Origin of the sequence: Streptomyces sp. NPDC059564 (genome assembly GCF_042735575.1) — a bacterium.
In the GTDB taxonomy this organism is placed as follows: Bacteria; Actinomycetota; Actinomycetes; order Streptomycetales; family Streptomycetaceae; genus Streptomyces.
Window position 1 is genome coordinate 1 of sequence record NZ_JBHWBP010000178.1, and the last position, 14,814, is coordinate 14,814.

A 14,814-nucleotide genomic window follows, 5' to 3' on the forward strand; every position below is an offset into this window, starting at 1 on the left:
GAGCGGTCCACCTTGGAGGGGTCCTTGCCGGAGAAGGCGCCGCCGCCGTGGCGGGCCATGCCGCCGTACGTATCGATGATGATCTTGCGGCCGGTCAGGCCGGCGTCGCCCATCGGGCCGCCGATCTCGAAGCGGCCGGTCGGGTTCACCAGCAGCCGGTAGCCCTCGGTGTCCAGCTTGATGCCGTCCTCGACGAGCTGGGCCAGCACGTGCTCGACGACGAACTCGCGGATGTCGGGGGCGAGCAGCGAGTCCAGGTCGATGTCGGCCGCGTGCTGCGAGGACACGACGACCGTGTCGAGGCGCACGGCCTTGTCGCCGTCGTACTCGATGGTGACCTGGGTCTTGCCGTCGGGGCGCAGGTACGGGATGGTCCCGTTCTTGCGCACCTCGGACAGGCGGCGGGAGAGCCGGTGCGCGATGTGGATCGGGAGCGGCATCAGCTCGGGCGTCTCGTCGCAGGCGTAGCCGAACATCAGGCCCTGGTCGCCGGCGCCCTGCTGGTCGAGCTCGTCCTCGTCGCCCTCGACACGCTGCTCGTACGCCGTGTCCACGCCCTGCGCGATGTCGGGGGACTGCGCGCCGATGGACACCGACACGCCACAGGAGGCGCCGTCGAAGCCCTTCTTGGACGAGTCGTAGCCGATCTCGAGGATCTTGTCGCGGACGAGCTGGGCGATCGGCGCGTACGCCTTGGTCGTCACCTCGCCCGCGATGTGTACGAGACCGGTCGTGATGAGGGTCTCCACGGCCACACGCGAGGTCGGGTCCTCGGTGAGGAGCGCGTCGAGGATGGTGTCGCTGATCTGGTCAGCGATCTTGTCGGGGTGACCCTCGGTGACGGACTCCGAGGTGAACAGGCGACGGGACACAACGCTCCCTGGGGTTGCAGCGGCTGCTGGCTGATCATTTGGCGGAACCACACCGGGGGCTGCGCCCGATCACGTTCCAGATGCAGTTTATCGGTCGCCACCGTTTACCGGACCACCCGTCTCGCCTTATGGGAGCCATGTGACCTGCGGCACTCCATTCTGACCCACGGATTTCCCGTCGAGAAGGGCAACGCTCAGGCGCGTCGTGAGCCGGCCCGGGGCGCGAGCCGCGCGGCGACCTGGTCCCAGATCACCTCGGCCAGAGCTTCCTTCGGGCCATAGGGCACGGGCGTCTCTTCACCGTCGGAGGACAGGACCACGGCCTCGTTCTCCTCGGAACCGAAGGTCTTGGTCGCGCCGACCTCGTTGACCACGAGAAGGTCACAGCCCTTGCGGCGGAGCTTGGCCCGGCCGTTGGCGAGGACGTCGTCGGTCTCGGCGGCGAAACCGACCACGACCTGGCCGTCCAGGGCGCGCTCGGCGGAGATCTCCGCGAGGACGTCCGGATTGCGCACGAGGGCGACGGGCTCGGGCTCCTGCCCGTCCTGCTTCTTGATCTTCCCGTCGGCGTACCGGGCGGGCCGGAAGTCGGCCACGGCCGCGGCCATCACCACGGCGTCGGCGTCCGCGGCCGCCTTGAGCACCGCCTCGCGCAGCTGGAGGGCCGTTCCCACCCGTACGACGTCCACCCCGGCCGGGTCGGCGAGCGCGGTGTTGGCCGACACCAGGGTGACCCGGGCGCCGCGCGCGACGGCCGTACGGGCGAGGGCGTACCCCTGCTTGCCGGAGGAGCGGTTGCCGAGGAAGCGGACCGGGTCCAGGGGCTCGCGGGTGCCGCCCGCGCTGACGACCACGTGGCGGCCGGCCAGATCGGCGGCGCCGGCCGTGCCGCGCGCGAGGACGCGGCGGCAGACCTCGTAGATCTCCTCGGGGTCGGGCAGTCGCCCCTTGCCGGTGTCCTTGCCGGTCAGCCGGCCCACCGCGGGCTCGATCACGATCGCGCCGCGGCGGCGCAGCGTGGCGACGTTCTCCTGGGTGGCGGGGTGCTCCCACATCTCGGTGTGCATCGCGGGGGCGAAGACCACCGGGCAGCGGGCGGTGAGCAGGGTGTTCGTGAGCAGGTCGTCGGCGAGCCCGTGGGCGGCCTTGGCCAGCATGTCGGCGGTGGCGGGGGCGACGACGACGAGGTCGGCGCCCTGGCCGATGCGCACGTGGGGAACCTCGTGGACGCTCTCCCAGACCCGGGTGGAGGCGGGGTTGCCGGAGAGCGCGGCCCAGGTGGCCTCGCCGACGAAGTTCAGGGAGGCGGCCGTCGGCACCACCCGTACGTCGTGCCCGGACTCGGTCAGCCGGCGCAGCAGCTCACAGGCCTTGTACGCGGCGATCCCGCCACTGACTCCCAGCACGACCTTCGGCTTACCCGGCTTGTCCACCACGCGCTCCCCATTCGGAATCCGTCTACGCCACCTATGACACACCACAGGCCCGGCAGATGTTCTGCCGGGCCTGTGGTGAAAGGAATGTTCCGTGCCCTACTGGGCCGGGGCCTCGATGGCCTCGGAGGTCAGCAGGCCCGCGTTGATCTCGCGCAGCGCGATCGAAAGCGGCTTCTCGTGGACGTGGGTGTCCACCAGCGGGCCGACGTACTCCAGCAGGCCCTCGCCGAGCTGGGAGTAGTACGCGTTGATCTGACGCGCACGCTTGGCCGCGTAGATCACGAGGCTGTACTTCGAGTCCGTGGCCTCGAGCAGCTCGTCGATCGGCGGGTTGATGATGCCCTCGGGCGCAGTGATGGAAGAGGACACGCTCTACCTTCCGAAGATGGGTGAAAGATCAAACATCAATCGACATGACATCGATCAACGATCAAACAACTTTCATCAAGGCTAGCAGCTCGCGCGCCACGTCCTCGACGGAGGTGTTGACCAGGGTGGTGTCGAACTCGGATTCGGCAGCGAGTTCGATCTTCGCCGAGTCGAGCCGGCGCTCGATGACCTCGGGCGATTCCGTACCGCGGCCGGTGAGCCGGCGGACGAGCTCGTCCCAGCTCGGCGGGGCCAGGAAGACCAGCTGGGCGTCGGGCTTGGACTCGCGGACGAGCCGGGCGCCCTGGAGGTCGATCTCCAGCAGCACCGGTTCGCCGTTGTCCAGGCGTTCCAGCACCGCGCCGCGCGGTGTGCCGTAGCGGTTGCCCGCGAATTCGGCCCACTCCAGCAGCTCGCCGTTGGCGATCAGCTTGTCGAACTCGTCGTCGTTGACGAAGAAGTAGTGGACTCCGTGTCGCTCACCGGGCCGCGGCTTGCGGGTGGTGGCCGACACCGAGAGCCATACCTCGGGGTGAACCTTGCGCATATGCGCGACGACCGTGCTCTTGCCGACCCCCGAGGGGCCGGAGAGCACGGTCAGCCGCGGACGAACCTCTGCTGCCATAGAGCGATTATCCAGGTTCTCGGGACTGCCTGAGAACGCCGGGAGAACTTCGGGCGACGCCTCAGGCGCCACTGCCGCCGAACTCGCGCTCCAGAGAGGCGATCTGGTTGGAGCCGAGACCTCGGACACGCCGGGACTCGGAGATGCCGAGGCGCTCCATGATCTGCTTGGCGCGGACCTTGCCGACGCCGGGCAGCGACTCGAGAAGGGCGGAGACCTTCATCTTGCCGATGACGTCGTTCTCCTGTCCCGTCTTGATGACGTCGTGGAGGGAGGCGCCGGAATGCTTGAGTCGATTCTTCACCTCGGCCCGCTCCCGGCGAGCCGCGGCGGCCTTTTCGAGCGCTGCTGCGCGCTGTTCAGGGGTAAGGGGCGGAAGAGCCACGCCTACGTCACCTCGGATGTCGAACTGTCGGATACGGACCGGCACGGAACCCGAAGGCACCACGCCGGGGCGAGCTCCCGAACAGCGCCGGAAATCGTTCGCTGCACGTTCACTCTGGTCGGAGACTAGCGGCCAAGGCCGCTCCAGTCAGCGAGAACGGACGAAAAGTCCTGGTCAGCCTCCACTGAACCGTACATCACGGACAAACTACCCCGGTTTTGTCCGGGGAAAGACGTTCGAATTTCGTCAAGACGTTTCACGCACCCGCCCCGGGCCGGCTCTTACGACGCGACGGCTTCGCGGATCTCGTCCGCGAACCGCTTCGCCGACGCCCGCAACGCGGCGACGTCGGGGCCGTGCTTCAGGACGCCCCGCGAGACGTTCGGGACGACGTTGCCGACGGCCGCGCCGAACACCGCCGGGAGGTCGGCCGCCGTCGCGCCCTGCGCGCCGATGCCGGGGGCCAGCAGCGGCCCGTTGATGTCCAGGTCGAACGAGGACAGGTCGCCCAGCGTCGCGCCGACCACCGCGCCGAAGGAGCCCATCGGCTCGGCCCCGGCGTTCTCCGCGGCGAGGTGCGCCAGCATCGTCGCCCCGATCGTGCGCCCGTCCTCCCGCAGCGCCCGCTGGACCTCCGCGCCCTCCGGGTTGGAGGTGAGGGCCAGCACGAACAGCCCGGCGCCCGACTCCCGCGCCAGCTCCACCGCCGGGGCGAGCGAGCCGTAGCCCAGGTACGGGGAGACGGTCAGCGCGTCCGAGAACAGCGGGGACGCCGGGTCCAGGAAGGCGGCGGCGTACGCGGCCATCGTGGAGCCGATGTCACCGCGCTTGGCGTCCATCAGCACCAGCGTGCCCGCGGCCCGCGCGTCGGCGACCGTGCGCTCCAGCACCGCGACCCCGCGCGAGCCGAACCGCTCGAAGAAGGCCGCCTGCGGCTTGAAGACCGCGACCTGGTCGGCGAGGGCCTCCACGACCGTGCGGGAGAACCGCTCCAGACCGGCGATGTCGTCGTCCAGGCCCCAGGAGGCCAGCAGGGCGGCGTGCGGGTCGATGCCGACGCACAGCGGGCCCCGCGCGTCCATGGCGGCGCGCAGACGGGCTCCGAAGGGGGTCACAGGGCTCACAGCGCGGCCTTTCGGGTCTCGGCGCCCACCGCTTCGGCGAGGGTCGCGTACGGGCTCGTGGCCAGGCGCGCGGCCAGGCCCTTGTGGATGGCGCGGGCGTAGAACGGGCCCTCGTAGATGAAGGCGCTGTAGCCCTGGATCAGGGTGGCGCCCGCCAGGATGCGCTGCCAGGCGTCCTCGGCGTTCTCGATGCCGCCGACGCCCACGAGCACGATCCGGTCGCCCACGCGCGCGTAGAGGCGGCGCAGGACCTCCAGGGAGCGTTCCTTGACCGGGGCGCCGGACAGCCCGCCGGTCTCCCGGACCAGCGACGGGGAGGACTTCAGACCGAGGCCCTCCCGCGCGATGGTCGTGTTCGTCGCGATGATGCCGTCCAGGCCGAGCTCCAGCGCCAGGTCGGCGACGGCGTCGACGTCCTCGTCGGCGAGGTCGGGGGCGATCTTGACGAGCAGCGGCACCCGGCGGTCGGTCACGGCGCGGTCCGCGGCCTCCCGCACGGCGGTCAGCAGCGGGCGCAGCGACTCGGTGGCCTGGAGGTTGCGCAGGCCGGGGGTGTTCGGGGAGGAGACGTTGACGACGAGGTAGTCGGCGTGGCGGGCGAGGCGCTCGGTGGAGAGCACGTAGTCGGCGGCGGCCTCGGCCTCCGGCACGACCTTGGTCTTGCCGATGTTGACGCCGACGACGGTGTTGAACACCGGGCGGCGGGCGGCGAGGCGCGCGGCCACGGCGGCCGAGCCCTCGTTGTTGAAGCCCATCCGGTTGATCAGCGCGCGGTCCGGGACCAGCCGGAACAGCCGCTTCTTGGGGTTGCCGGGCTGGGCCTGGCCGGTGACCGTGCCGATCTCGATGTGGTCGAAGCCGAGCATGGACATGCCGTCGATGGCCACGGCGTTCTTGTCGAAGCCGGCCGCGAGCCCGAAGGGGCCGTGCATCCGCAGGCCGAGGGCCTCGGTGCGCAGCTCCTCGTGGCGGGGCGCGAGGGCCGCCGCGACGAAGGTGCGCAGCACGGGCGTGCGGGCGGCGAGGCGGATCCAGCGGAAGGCCGTGTAGTGGGCCTGCTCCGGGTCCATCCGCTTGAAGACGAGGTTGAAGAAGAGTTTGTACACGGTGCCTGAGGATCCCTCTGCGCTCATGAGGAAGGGGACACCCGGCGCGCGGTCGGCGCGCCGGGGTCCCCCTCCTTCGTCCTTCGTACGGGCTGTCGTCAGTCGCGGGCTGCGGTCAGGTGCTCCGCGTGCTCCTGGAGGGAGCGGACGCCCACGTCGCCGCGGTTGAGCGCGTCGATGCCCTGGACGGCGGCGGCGAGCGCCTGGACCGTCGTCAGGCAGGGGACGCCGCGCGCCACGGCCGCCGTGCGGATCTCGTAGCCGTCGAGGCGGCCGCCGGTCCCGTACGGGGTGTTGACGATCAGGTCGACCTGGCCGTCGTGGATGAGCTGGACGACGGTCTTCTCGCCGTCCGGGCCCTCGCCCTCGCTGAGCTTGCGCACCACGGTGGCGTTGATGCCGTTGCGGCGCAGCACCTCGGCGGTGCCGGAGGTGGCCATCAGCTCGAAGCCGTGGGCGACGAGCTCGCGCGCCGGGAAGATCATCGAGCGCTTGTCGCGGTTGGCGACGGAGATGAACGCCCGGCCCTTGGTGGGCAGCGGACCGTAGGCGCCGGCCTGCGACTTGGCGTAGGCGGTGCCGAAGACGGCGTCGATGCCCATGACCTCGCCGGTGGAGCGCATCTCCGGGCCGAGGACGGTGTCCACGCCGCGGCCGTGGATGTCGCGGAAGCGCGACCACGGCATGACGGCCTCCTTGACGGAGATCGGCGCGTCGATCGGCAGGGTGCCGCCGTCGCCGGTCTTCGGGAGCATGCCCTCTTCGCGCAGCTCGGCGACGGTGGCGCCGAGCGAGATGCGCGCGGCGGCCTTCGCGAGCGGGACGGCGGTCGCCTTCGAGGTGAAGGGGACGGTCCGGGAGGCGCGCGGGTTGGCCTCCAGAACGTAGAGGATGTCGCCCGCCATGGCGAACTGGATGTTGATCAGGCCGCGGACGCCGACGCCCTTGGCGATGGCCTCGGTGGAGGCGCGCAGGCGCTTGATGTCGAAGCCGCCGAGGGTGATCGGGGGCAGGGCGCAGGCCGAGTCGCCGGAGTGGATGCCGGCTTCCTCGATGTGCTCCATGACGCCGCCGAGGTAGAGCTCGTGGCCGTCGTAGAGGGCGTCCACGTCGATCTCGATCGCGTCGTCGAGGAAGCGGTCGACCAGCACGGGGCGGGTCGGGGAGATCTCCGTCGACTCGGCGATGTACGACTCCAGGCGGGTCTCGTCGTAGACGATCTCCATGCCGCGGCCGCCGAGCACGTAGGACGGGCGGACGAGGACCGGGTAGCCGATCTCGTCGGCGATGGCCTTGGCACCCGCGAAGGTGGTGGCGGTGCCGTGCTTGGGGGCGGGCAGGCCGGCGTCGGCGAGGACCTGGCCGAAGGCGCCGCGGTCCTCGGCGGCGTGGATGGCCTCCGGGGAGGTGCCGACGACGGGGACGCCGTTGTCCTTGAGCGCCTGGGCGAGGCCGAGGGGGGTCTGGCCGCCGAGCTGGACGATGACGCCGGCGATGGGGCCGGCCAGCGACTCGGCGTGGACGATCTCCAGCACGTCCTCGAGCGTCAGCGGCTCGAAGTACAGGCGGTCGGAGGTGTCGTAGTCCGTCGAGACGGTCTCCGGGTTGCAGTTGACCATCACGGTCTCGTAGCCGGCGTCGCTGAGGGCGAAGGAGGCGTGGACGCAGGAGTAGTCGAACTCGATGCCCTGGCCGATGCGGTTCGGGCCGGAGCCCAGGATGATCACCGCGGGCTTGGTGCGCGGGGCGACCTCGGACTCCTCGTCGTAGGACGAGTAGAAGTACGGGGTCTTCGCGGCGAACTCGGCGGCGCAGGTGTCGACCGTCTTGTAGACCGGGCGGACGCCGAGCGCGTGGCGGACCTCGCGGACGACGTCCTCGCGCAGGCCGCGGATCTCGGCGATCTGGGCGTCGGAGAAGCCGTGGCGCTTGGCCTCGGCGAGCAGCTCGGGGTGGAGCTTCTCGGCGGCGGCCAGCTCGTCGGCGATCTCCTTGATCAGGAAGAGCTGGTCGACGAACCAGGGGTCGATCTTCGTGGACTCGAAGACCTCTTCCTGGGTGGCGCCGGCGCGGATGGCCTGCATGACGGTGTTGATGCGGCCGTCGGTGGGGCGCACGGCGGTGGCGAGGAGCTCGTCCTTGTCGCCGACGGGGCCGACGAAGGTGAACTGCGAGCCCTTCTTCTCCAGGGAGCGCAGGGCCTTCTGGAGGGCCTCGGTGAAGTTGCGGCCGATGGCCATGGCCTCGCCCACCGACTTCATGGTGGTGGTGAGGGTGGAGTCGGCGAGCGGGAACTTCTCGAAGGCGAAGCGCGGGGCCTTGACGACGACGTAGTCGAGGGACGGCTCGAAGGAGGCCGGGGTCTTCTCGGTGATGTCGTTGGGGACCTCGTCGAGCGTGTAGCCGATGGCCAGCTTGGCCGCGATCTTGGCGATCGGGAAGCCGGTGGCCTTCGACGCGAGCGCCGAGGAGCGCGAGACGCGCGGGTTCATCTCGATGACGATGACGCGGCCGTCGACCGGGTCGATCGCGAACTGGATGTTGCAGCCGCCGGTGTCGACGCCGACCTCGCGGATGATCGCGATGCCGATGTCGCGCAGCCGCTGGTACTCGCGGTCGGTGAGCGTCATCGCCGGGGCGACGGTGATGGAGTCGCCGGTGTGGACGCCCATCGGGTCGAAGTTCTCGATGGAGCAGACGACGACGACGTTGTCCTTGGTGTCGCGCATCAGCTCCAGCTCGTACTCCTTCCAGCCGAGGATGGACTCCTCCAGGAGCACCTCGGTGGTCGGGGAGAGCGTCAGGCCCTGGCCGGCGATGCGGCGCAGCTCGTCCTCGTCGTGGGCGAAGCCGGAGCCGGCGCCGCCCATGGTGAAGGAGGGGCGCACGACGACGGGGTAGCCGCCGAGGATGTCGACGCCCTTGATGACGTCGTCCATCGTGTGGCAGATCACCGAGCGGGCGGACTCGCCGTAGCCGATCTTGGCCTTGACGGCCTCGACGACGCCCTTGAAGAGTTCGCGGTCCTCGCCCTTGTTGATGGCCTCGACGTTGGCGCCGATGAGCTCGACGCCGTACTTCTCCAGCACACCCTGCTCGTGCATGGAGATCGCGGTGTTGAGCGCGGTCTGGCCGCCGAGGGTGGGCAGGAGCGCGTCGGGGCGCTCCTTCGCGATGATCTTCTCGACGAACTCGGGGGTGATCGGCTCGACGTACGTGGCGTCGGCGATCTCCGGGTCGGTCATGATCGTCGCGGGGTTGGAGTTCACCAGGATGACCCGCAGGCCCTCGGCCTTGAGGATGCGGCAGGCCTGGGTGCCGGAGTAGTCGAACTCGGCGGCCTGGCCGATGACGATCGGGCCGGAGCCGATGACCAGGACGGACTGGATATCGGTGCGCTTAGGCACGCTCGGCCTCCATCTGGGCGGTGCTCATCAAAGACGTGAAACGGTCGAAGAGGTACGCGGCGTCGTGCGGGCCGGCGGCGGCTTCGGGGTGGTACTGGACGGAGAAGGCCGGCTGGTCGAGCAGCTGGAGGCCTTCGACGACCTGGTCGTTCAGGCAGACGTGGGAGACCTCGGCGCGGCCGTAGGGGGTCTCGGACACCTTGTCGAGGGGCGCGTCGACGGCGAAACCGTGGTTGTGCGCGGTGATCTCGACCTTGCCGGTGGTGCGGTCCTGGACGGGCTGGTTGATGCCGCGGTGGCCGTACTTCAGCTTGTACGTGCCGAAGCCGAGCGCGCGGCCCAGGATCTGGTTGCCGAAGCAGATGCCGAAGAGCGGGGTCTTGCGGGCGAGCACGCCCTGCATGACGGAGACCGCGTGGTCGGCGGTGGCCGGGTCGCCCGGGCCGTTGGAGAAGAACACGCCGTCCGGCTGGACCGCGTAGACGTCCTCGACGGTGGCGGTGGCGGGCAGCACGTGCACCTCGATGCCGCGCTCGGCCATCCGGTGCGGGGTCATGCCCTTGATGCCGAGGTCCACGGCGGCGACGGTGAACTTCTTCTCACCGATCGCGGGGACGACGTACGTCTCCTTGGTGGCGACCTCGGCGGAGAGGTTCGCGCCCTTCATCTGCGGGGCGGCCTGGACCTTGGCGATCAGCGCCTCGTCACGGACGTTGTCCCAGGCCTCGCCGGAGAAGATGCCGACGCGCATGGCACCGCGCTCGCGCAGGTGGCGGGTCAGGGCGCGGGTGTCGATGCCGGAGATGCCGACGACGCCCTGCTTGACGAGCTCCTCGTCCAGCGAGCGCCGCGAGCGCCAGTTGGAGGGGACGCGGGCGGGGTCGCGGACGACGTAGCCGGCCACCCAGATGCGGGAGGACTCGGGGTCCTCGTCGTTGACGCCGGTGTTGCCCACGTGCGGGGCGGTCATCACGACGACCTGCCGGTGGTACGACGGGTCGGTGAGGGTCTCCTGGTAGCCGGTCATGCCGGTGGAGAACACGGCCTCGCCGAAGGTCTCCCCCACAGCGCCGTAGGCACGGCCGCGGAAGATCCGGCCGTCCTCCAGGACGAGTACGGCGGGAGCTTTGGCTGCTCCCCTGGTGGAGGTCGTCATCGTTCGGCGCCTTCCGTCGTGATGGATGGGTTCATGAGGTTGATGGCTTCGACCCAGGCGGCGTGTTCGGCCGCGCGGTCGGAGCGGAATCCGGAGTCGATCAGCTTGTCGCCGTGCGCCCAGGTGACGACGAGGAGCCCGCCCTCGGTGAGTACCTTGCCCGCGATTCCCTTGTCGAGGCGGGCGCCGCGCAGCTGCGCGGCCGGTACGAAGAAGTCGGTGGCACCCGGACGGACCACGTCGAGGCCCGCGTCGGTGAGCGTGAGCCCGACCCGGCTGCGCACCCCCAGACCGTGGGCGACGATCCGGTCGAGCCACTGCCCGGCGGTGGTGGACCCGTGGTACCGGCCGGTCAGGGCCAGCCGGTGCTCGGGAAGACCGCTCGGGGCGGCGGGCAGCTCCGGCAGATCGCTCTGCAGTGCGCCGCGCCATTTCCAGCCCTGCCGCATCAGCCAGTACACGAACGCGATGAAGACGAGCAGACCGATCACCCACGAGATGCGGGCGCCCCAGTCCGTCACCTCCGCCGACTGTCGTTCGGCGGCCTCGGCGGCCAGTTGGATTACTGCAGGTGTCACGCCAGTTTCCCGTCCACGACCGTTGCCCGGCCCCGCAGGAAGGTGTGAGTGACGCGCCCCGGCAGCTCACGGCCCTCGTAAGGCGTGTTGCGGCTGCGGGAGGCGAAGTGTGCGGGGTCCACGACACCACGGTACGAGGTATCGACCAAGGTCAGGTTGGCGGGTTCACCTGCCGAGACGGGGCGTCCGTGGTTCGGGAGGCCGCCGATGCGCGCCGGGGCGCAGGACATCCGCTCGGCGACCCCCGCCCAGTCCAGCAGGCCGGTCTCCACCATCGTCTGCTGCACGACGGAGAGCGCGGTCTCCAGGCCCACCATGCCCATGGCCGCGGCGGCCCACTCGCAGTCCTTGTCCTCGTGCGGGTGCGGGGCGTGGTCGGTGGCGACGATGTCGATCGTGCCGTCGGCGAGCGCCTCGCGCAGGGCCATCACGTCGCGCTCGGTGCGCAGCGGCGGGTTGACCTTGTACACCGGGTCGTACGAGCGGACGAGCTCGTCGGTGAGGAGCAGGTGGTGCGGGGTGACCTCGGCGGTGACGTCGATGCCGCGGGACTTGGCCCAGCGGACGATCTCGACGGAGCCGGCGGTGGAGAGGTGGCAGATGTGCACCCGGGAGCCGACGTGCTCGGCGAGCAGCACGTCGCGGGCGATGATCGACTCCTCGGCGACGGCGGGCCAGCCGCCCAGGCCGAGCTCGGCGGAGACGACGCCCTCGTTCATCTGGGCGCCCTCGGTGAGGCGGGGCTCCTGGGCGTGCTGGGCGACGACGCCGCCGAAGGCCTTCACGTACTCCAGGGCGCGGCGCATGATCACGGCGTCGTCCACGCACTTGCCGTCGTCGGAGAAGACGGTGACGCGGGCGGCGGACTCGTGCATGGCGCCGAGCTCGGAGAGCTTCTTGCCCTCCAGGCCGACGGTGACGGCGCCGATGGGCTGCACGTCGCAGTAGCCGGACTCCTTGCCCAGGCGCCAGACCTGCTCGACGACGCCGGCGGTGTCGGCGACCGGGAAGGTGTTGGCCATGGCGAAGACGGCCGTGTACCCGCCGGAGGCGGCGGCGCGGGTGCCGGTGAGGACGGTCTCGCTGTCCTCTCGGCCGGGCTCGCGCAGGTGGGTGTGCAGGTCGACGAGGCCCGGCAGGAGGGTCTGGCCCTCGGCCTCGATGACGGTCGCGCCCTCGGCGGACAGATCCTGGCCGACCTCGGCGATGGTCTCGCCGTCGATCAGGACGTCCTGCGCCTCGCCACCGAGTACCTTCGCGCCACGAATAAGGATCTTGCTCATCTTTACTTGGTCTCCTCGGTACGCGGGGCGGTGGAGCTGGTGGTGACGGCGGGCTCGGAGCCGCCGAGCAGCAGGTACAGGACGGCCATGCGGATCGAGACGCCGTTGGCGACCTGCTCGACGACCGTGCAGCGGTCGGAGTCGGCGACCTCGGCGGTGATCTCCATGCCGCGGACCATCGGGCCGGGGTGCATGACGATGGCGTGCTCGGGCATCCGGGCCATCCGGGCGCCGTCCAGGCCGTAGCGGCGCGAGTACTCGCGCTCGGTCGGGAAGAAGGCGGCGTTCATCCGCTCGCGCTGCACACGCAGCATCATGACCGCGTCGGACTTCGGCAGCACCTCGTCGAGGCTGTACGAGATCTCGCACGGCCAGGACTCGACGCCGACGGGCACCAGCGTGGGCGGGGCCACCAGGGTGACCTCGGCGCCCAGGGTGTGCAGCAGGTCCACGTTGGAGCGGGCCACGCGGCTGTGCAGGACGTCGCCGACGAGGGTGATCCGGCGGCCGTCGAGGCCCTTGCCGAGCCCGGCGTCCCGGCCGACCAGCCGGCGGCGCATGGTGAAGGCGTCGAGCAGGGCCTGGGTGGGGTGCTGGTGGGTGCCGTCGCCCGCGTTGATCACGGGGGCGTCGATCCAGCCGGAGGTGGCGAGCCGGTAGGGGGCCCCGGAGGCGCTGTGGCGGATGACCACGGCGTCGACGCCCATGGCCTCCAGGGTCTGGGCCGTGTCCTTGAGGGACTCGCCCTTGGAGACGCTGGAGCCCTTCGCCGCGAAGTTGATCACGTCGGCGGAGAGGCGCTTCTCGGCGGCTTCGAAGGAGATCCGGGTGCGGGTGGAGTCCTCGAAGAAGAGGTTGCAGATCGTGCGGCCGCGCAGGGTGGGCAGCTTCTTTATCGGCCGGTCCGCGACGCGGGCCATCTCCTCGGCGGTGTCGAGGATGAGGACGGCGTCGTCGCGCGTGAGGTCGGCGGCCGAGATGAGGTGACGCATCATCTGGGTGCTCCGTAATCCGTAAGTCGGGAGGGCAGACAGGCAGGCTGACTGGAGTGCGGGCAGGGCAGGCTGCGGCGCGGACCCCGCGCGGGGGTCCGGCGTCCGTACGGGGCTACTGCCCGGAGGCCTGGTCGGTCCGCTGCCCGAGCAGTACGGCGTCCCGGCCGTCCTCCTCCTGGAGCTGGACCTTGACGGTCTCCCGCAGCGACGTGGGGAGGTTCTTGCCGACGTAGTCGGCGCGGATCGGGAGTTCCCGGTGGCCGCGGTCGACGAGGACGGCGAGCTGCACGGCGCGCGGCCGGCCGATGGCACCGAGGGCGTCGAGGGCGGCACGGATGGTGCGCCCGGAGAAGAGCACGTCGTCGACGAGGACCACGAGACGGCCGTCGATGCCGTCGCCGGGGATCTCCGTGCGGCCGATCGCCCGGGCGGGCTTCAGGCGCAGGTCGTCGCGGTACATGGTGATGTCGAGGGAGCCGACCGGGACCTTCGTCCCGGTGATCTCTTCGAGCTTGGCGGCCAGCCGGCGGGCGAGGTACACACCGCGGGTGGGAATGCCGAGGAGCACCACGTCGTCGGCGCCCTTGGCGCGTTCGACGATCTCGTGGGCGATGCGGGTCAGGACCCGGGCGATGTCCTGCGCCTCGAGCACGGGGCGCGTCGCTTCTTCGGGGACCTGGGAAGTCTGGGTGTCCATGAAAAGGACCTCCTTCTCCGCCTCACGGGACGGACCTTAAAGGACGTCTGATCTACGCCGTCCACGGTACCAGGATCCGGCGCGCGGCCTCGCACCGGGAGGCCGCGGCGGCCCTCGTAAGTGGGGGTCGGTGACCATTCGGCTTGACGCATCCACGTAACGCTGCGTAACCTCACAGTGAGTTACCAGCCGCGCGACGGAGCCGCATGTCAACCATGTCGCCTGTCGTCCATGTCGTCACAGCGTCACAGCGTCCGGGAGCGTTATGTCCAGCGAATACGCCAAACAGCTCGGGGCCAAGCTCCGCGCCATCCGCACCCAGCAGGGCCTCTCCCTCCACGGTGTCGAGGAGAAGTCCCAGGGCCGTTGGAAGGCCGTGGTGGTCGGGTCCTACGAGCGCGGGGACCGCGCCGTGACCGTCCAGCGCCTTGCCGAGCTGGCGGACTTCTACGGGGTTCCGGTGCAGGAACTGCTGCCGGGCACCACTCCCGGCGGAGCGGCCGAGCCGCCGCCGAAGCTGCGCCTCGACCTGGAGCGCCTGGCGGGCGTTCCCGCCGAGAAGGCCGGTCCGCTGCAGCGTTACGCGGCGACCATCCAGAGCCAGCGCGGCGACTACAACGGCAAGGTGCTGTCGATCCGCCAGGACGACCTGCGCACCCTGGCCGTCATCTACGACCAGTCCCCCTCCGTCCTGACCGAGCAGCTCATCAGCTGGGGCGTCCTGGACGCGGACGCGCGCCGCGCGGTGGCCCACGAGGACATCTAGTCCCGGGTCAGGACC

Annotated in this window: 14 protein-coding genes; 1 reads left to right on the plus strand and 13 read right to left on the minus strand. The window is 70.4% G+C overall.

The genetic code is table 11. From position 1 onward, the window contains the following. From metK to pyrR, 13 genes are all read right to left on the minus strand, one after another. The coding region (gene metK, locus ACFV0Q_RS25730; RefSeq protein ID WP_385008727.1) for a methionine adenosyltransferase at positions 1-872 on the minus strand (872 nt) is incomplete at its 3' end. 194 nt (positions 873-1,066) lie between these two features. Further along, positions 1,067-2,305, minus strand: a complete 1,239-nt coding sequence (gene coaBC, locus ACFV0Q_RS25735) for a bifunctional phosphopantothenoylcysteine decarboxylase/phosphopantothenate--cysteine ligase CoaBC (protein WP_385008728.1) — start codon at positions 2,303-2,305, stop codon at positions 1,067-1,069. 99 nt (positions 2,306-2,404) lie between these two features. Next, a complete protein-coding gene (gene rpoZ, locus ACFV0Q_RS25740; protein ID WP_004948662.1) occupies positions 2,405-2,677 on the minus strand; it encodes a DNA-directed RNA polymerase subunit omega in 273 nt (90 codons plus the stop codon). Positions 2,678-2,738: 61 nt separating this feature from the next. Further along, entirely contained in the window at positions 2,739-3,302 is a 564-nt protein-coding gene (gmk, locus tag ACFV0Q_RS25745; RefSeq protein WP_030234013.1) for a guanylate kinase, read from the minus strand. 61 nt (positions 3,303-3,363) lie between these two features. Further along, complete coding sequence (locus tag ACFV0Q_RS25750) at positions 3,364-3,687, minus strand: integration host factor (protein ID WP_030234009.1); 324 nt, start codon at positions 3,685-3,687, stop codon at positions 3,364-3,366. A gap of 281 nt (positions 3,688-3,968) precedes the next feature. After that, on the minus strand, positions 3,969-4,811 hold the full coding sequence (pyrF, locus tag ACFV0Q_RS25755; RefSeq protein WP_385008729.1) for an orotidine-5'-phosphate decarboxylase: 843 nt from the start codon (positions 4,809-4,811) through the stop codon (positions 3,969-3,971). Next, on the minus strand, positions 4,808-5,917 hold the full coding sequence (locus ACFV0Q_RS25760; RefSeq protein WP_385008735.1) for a quinone-dependent dihydroorotate dehydrogenase: 1,110 nt from the start codon (positions 5,915-5,917) through the stop codon (positions 4,808-4,810). Before ACFV0Q_RS25760 ends, pyrF begins: the two co-directional genes overlap by 4 nt. A 98-nt stretch (positions 5,918-6,015) precedes the next feature. Beyond that, positions 6,016-9,324: a carbamoyl-phosphate synthase large subunit gene (gene carB, locus ACFV0Q_RS25765; protein WP_385008730.1), complete on the minus strand. Its 3,309-nt coding sequence runs from the start codon at positions 9,322-9,324 to the stop codon at positions 6,016-6,018. Beyond that, positions 9,317-10,480 carry a glutamine-hydrolyzing carbamoyl-phosphate synthase small subunit gene (carA, locus tag ACFV0Q_RS25770; protein ID WP_385008731.1) on the minus strand — a complete coding sequence of 388 codons (1,164 nt, stop codon included), beginning with the start codon at positions 10,478-10,480 and terminating at the stop codon, positions 9,317-9,319. Before carA ends, carB begins: the two co-directional genes overlap by 8 nt. Then, positions 10,477-11,058 carry a hypothetical protein gene (locus tag ACFV0Q_RS25775; RefSeq protein WP_385008732.1) on the minus strand — a complete coding sequence of 194 codons (582 nt, stop codon included), beginning with the start codon at positions 11,056-11,058 and terminating at the stop codon, positions 10,477-10,479. Before ACFV0Q_RS25775 ends, carA begins: the two co-directional genes overlap by 4 nt. Next, positions 11,055-12,341, minus strand: a complete 1,287-nt coding sequence (locus tag ACFV0Q_RS25780) for a dihydroorotase (protein ID WP_385008733.1) — start codon at positions 12,339-12,341, stop codon at positions 11,055-11,057. The genes ACFV0Q_RS25775 and ACFV0Q_RS25780 overlap by 4 nt, the downstream gene beginning before the upstream one ends. Positions 12,342-12,343: 2 nt before the next feature. After that, positions 12,344-13,336, minus strand: a complete 993-nt coding sequence (locus tag ACFV0Q_RS25785) for an aspartate carbamoyltransferase catalytic subunit (protein WP_385008734.1) — start codon at positions 13,334-13,336, stop codon at positions 12,344-12,346. A 112-nt stretch (positions 13,337-13,448) separates the two neighbouring features. Beyond that, positions 13,449-14,033 carry a bifunctional pyr operon transcriptional regulator/uracil phosphoribosyltransferase PyrR gene (pyrR, locus tag ACFV0Q_RS25790; protein ID WP_266578263.1) on the minus strand — a complete coding sequence of 195 codons (585 nt, stop codon included), beginning with the start codon at positions 14,031-14,033 and terminating at the stop codon, positions 13,449-13,451. A gap of 265 nt (positions 14,034-14,298) precedes the next feature. Here pyrR and bldD point away from each other — a divergent pair, with 265 nt between their 5' ends. After that, a complete protein-coding gene (gene bldD / locus ACFV0Q_RS25795) occupies positions 14,299-14,799 on the plus strand; it encodes a transcriptional regulator BldD (RefSeq protein WP_007263032.1) in 501 nt (166 codons plus the stop codon). Positions 14,800-14,814 lie beyond the last annotated feature (15 nt).

Coding starts and splice junctions, on each gene's coding strand:
- bldD (WP_007263032.1), top strand. CDS start 14,299: ATGTCCAGCGAATACGCCAAACAGCTCGGGGCCAAGCTCCGCGCCATC.
- ACFV0Q_RS25785 (WP_385008734.1), bottom strand. CDS start 13,336: ATGATGCGTCACCTCATCTCGGCCGCCGACCTCACGCGCGACGACGCC.
- gmk (WP_030234013.1), bottom strand. CDS start 3,302: ATGGCAGCAGAGGTTCGTCCGCGGCTGACCGTGCTCTCCGGCCCCTCG.
- ACFV0Q_RS25780 (WP_385008733.1), bottom strand. CDS start 12,341: ATGAGCAAGATCCTTATTCGTGGCGCGAAGGTACTCGGTGGCGAGGCG.
- pyrR (WP_266578263.1), bottom strand. CDS start 14,033: ATGGACACCCAGACTTCCCAGGTCCCCGAAGAAGCGACGCGCCCCGTG.
- carA (WP_385008731.1), bottom strand. CDS start 10,480: ATGACGACCTCCACCAGGGGAGCAGCCAAAGCTCCCGCCGTACTCGTC.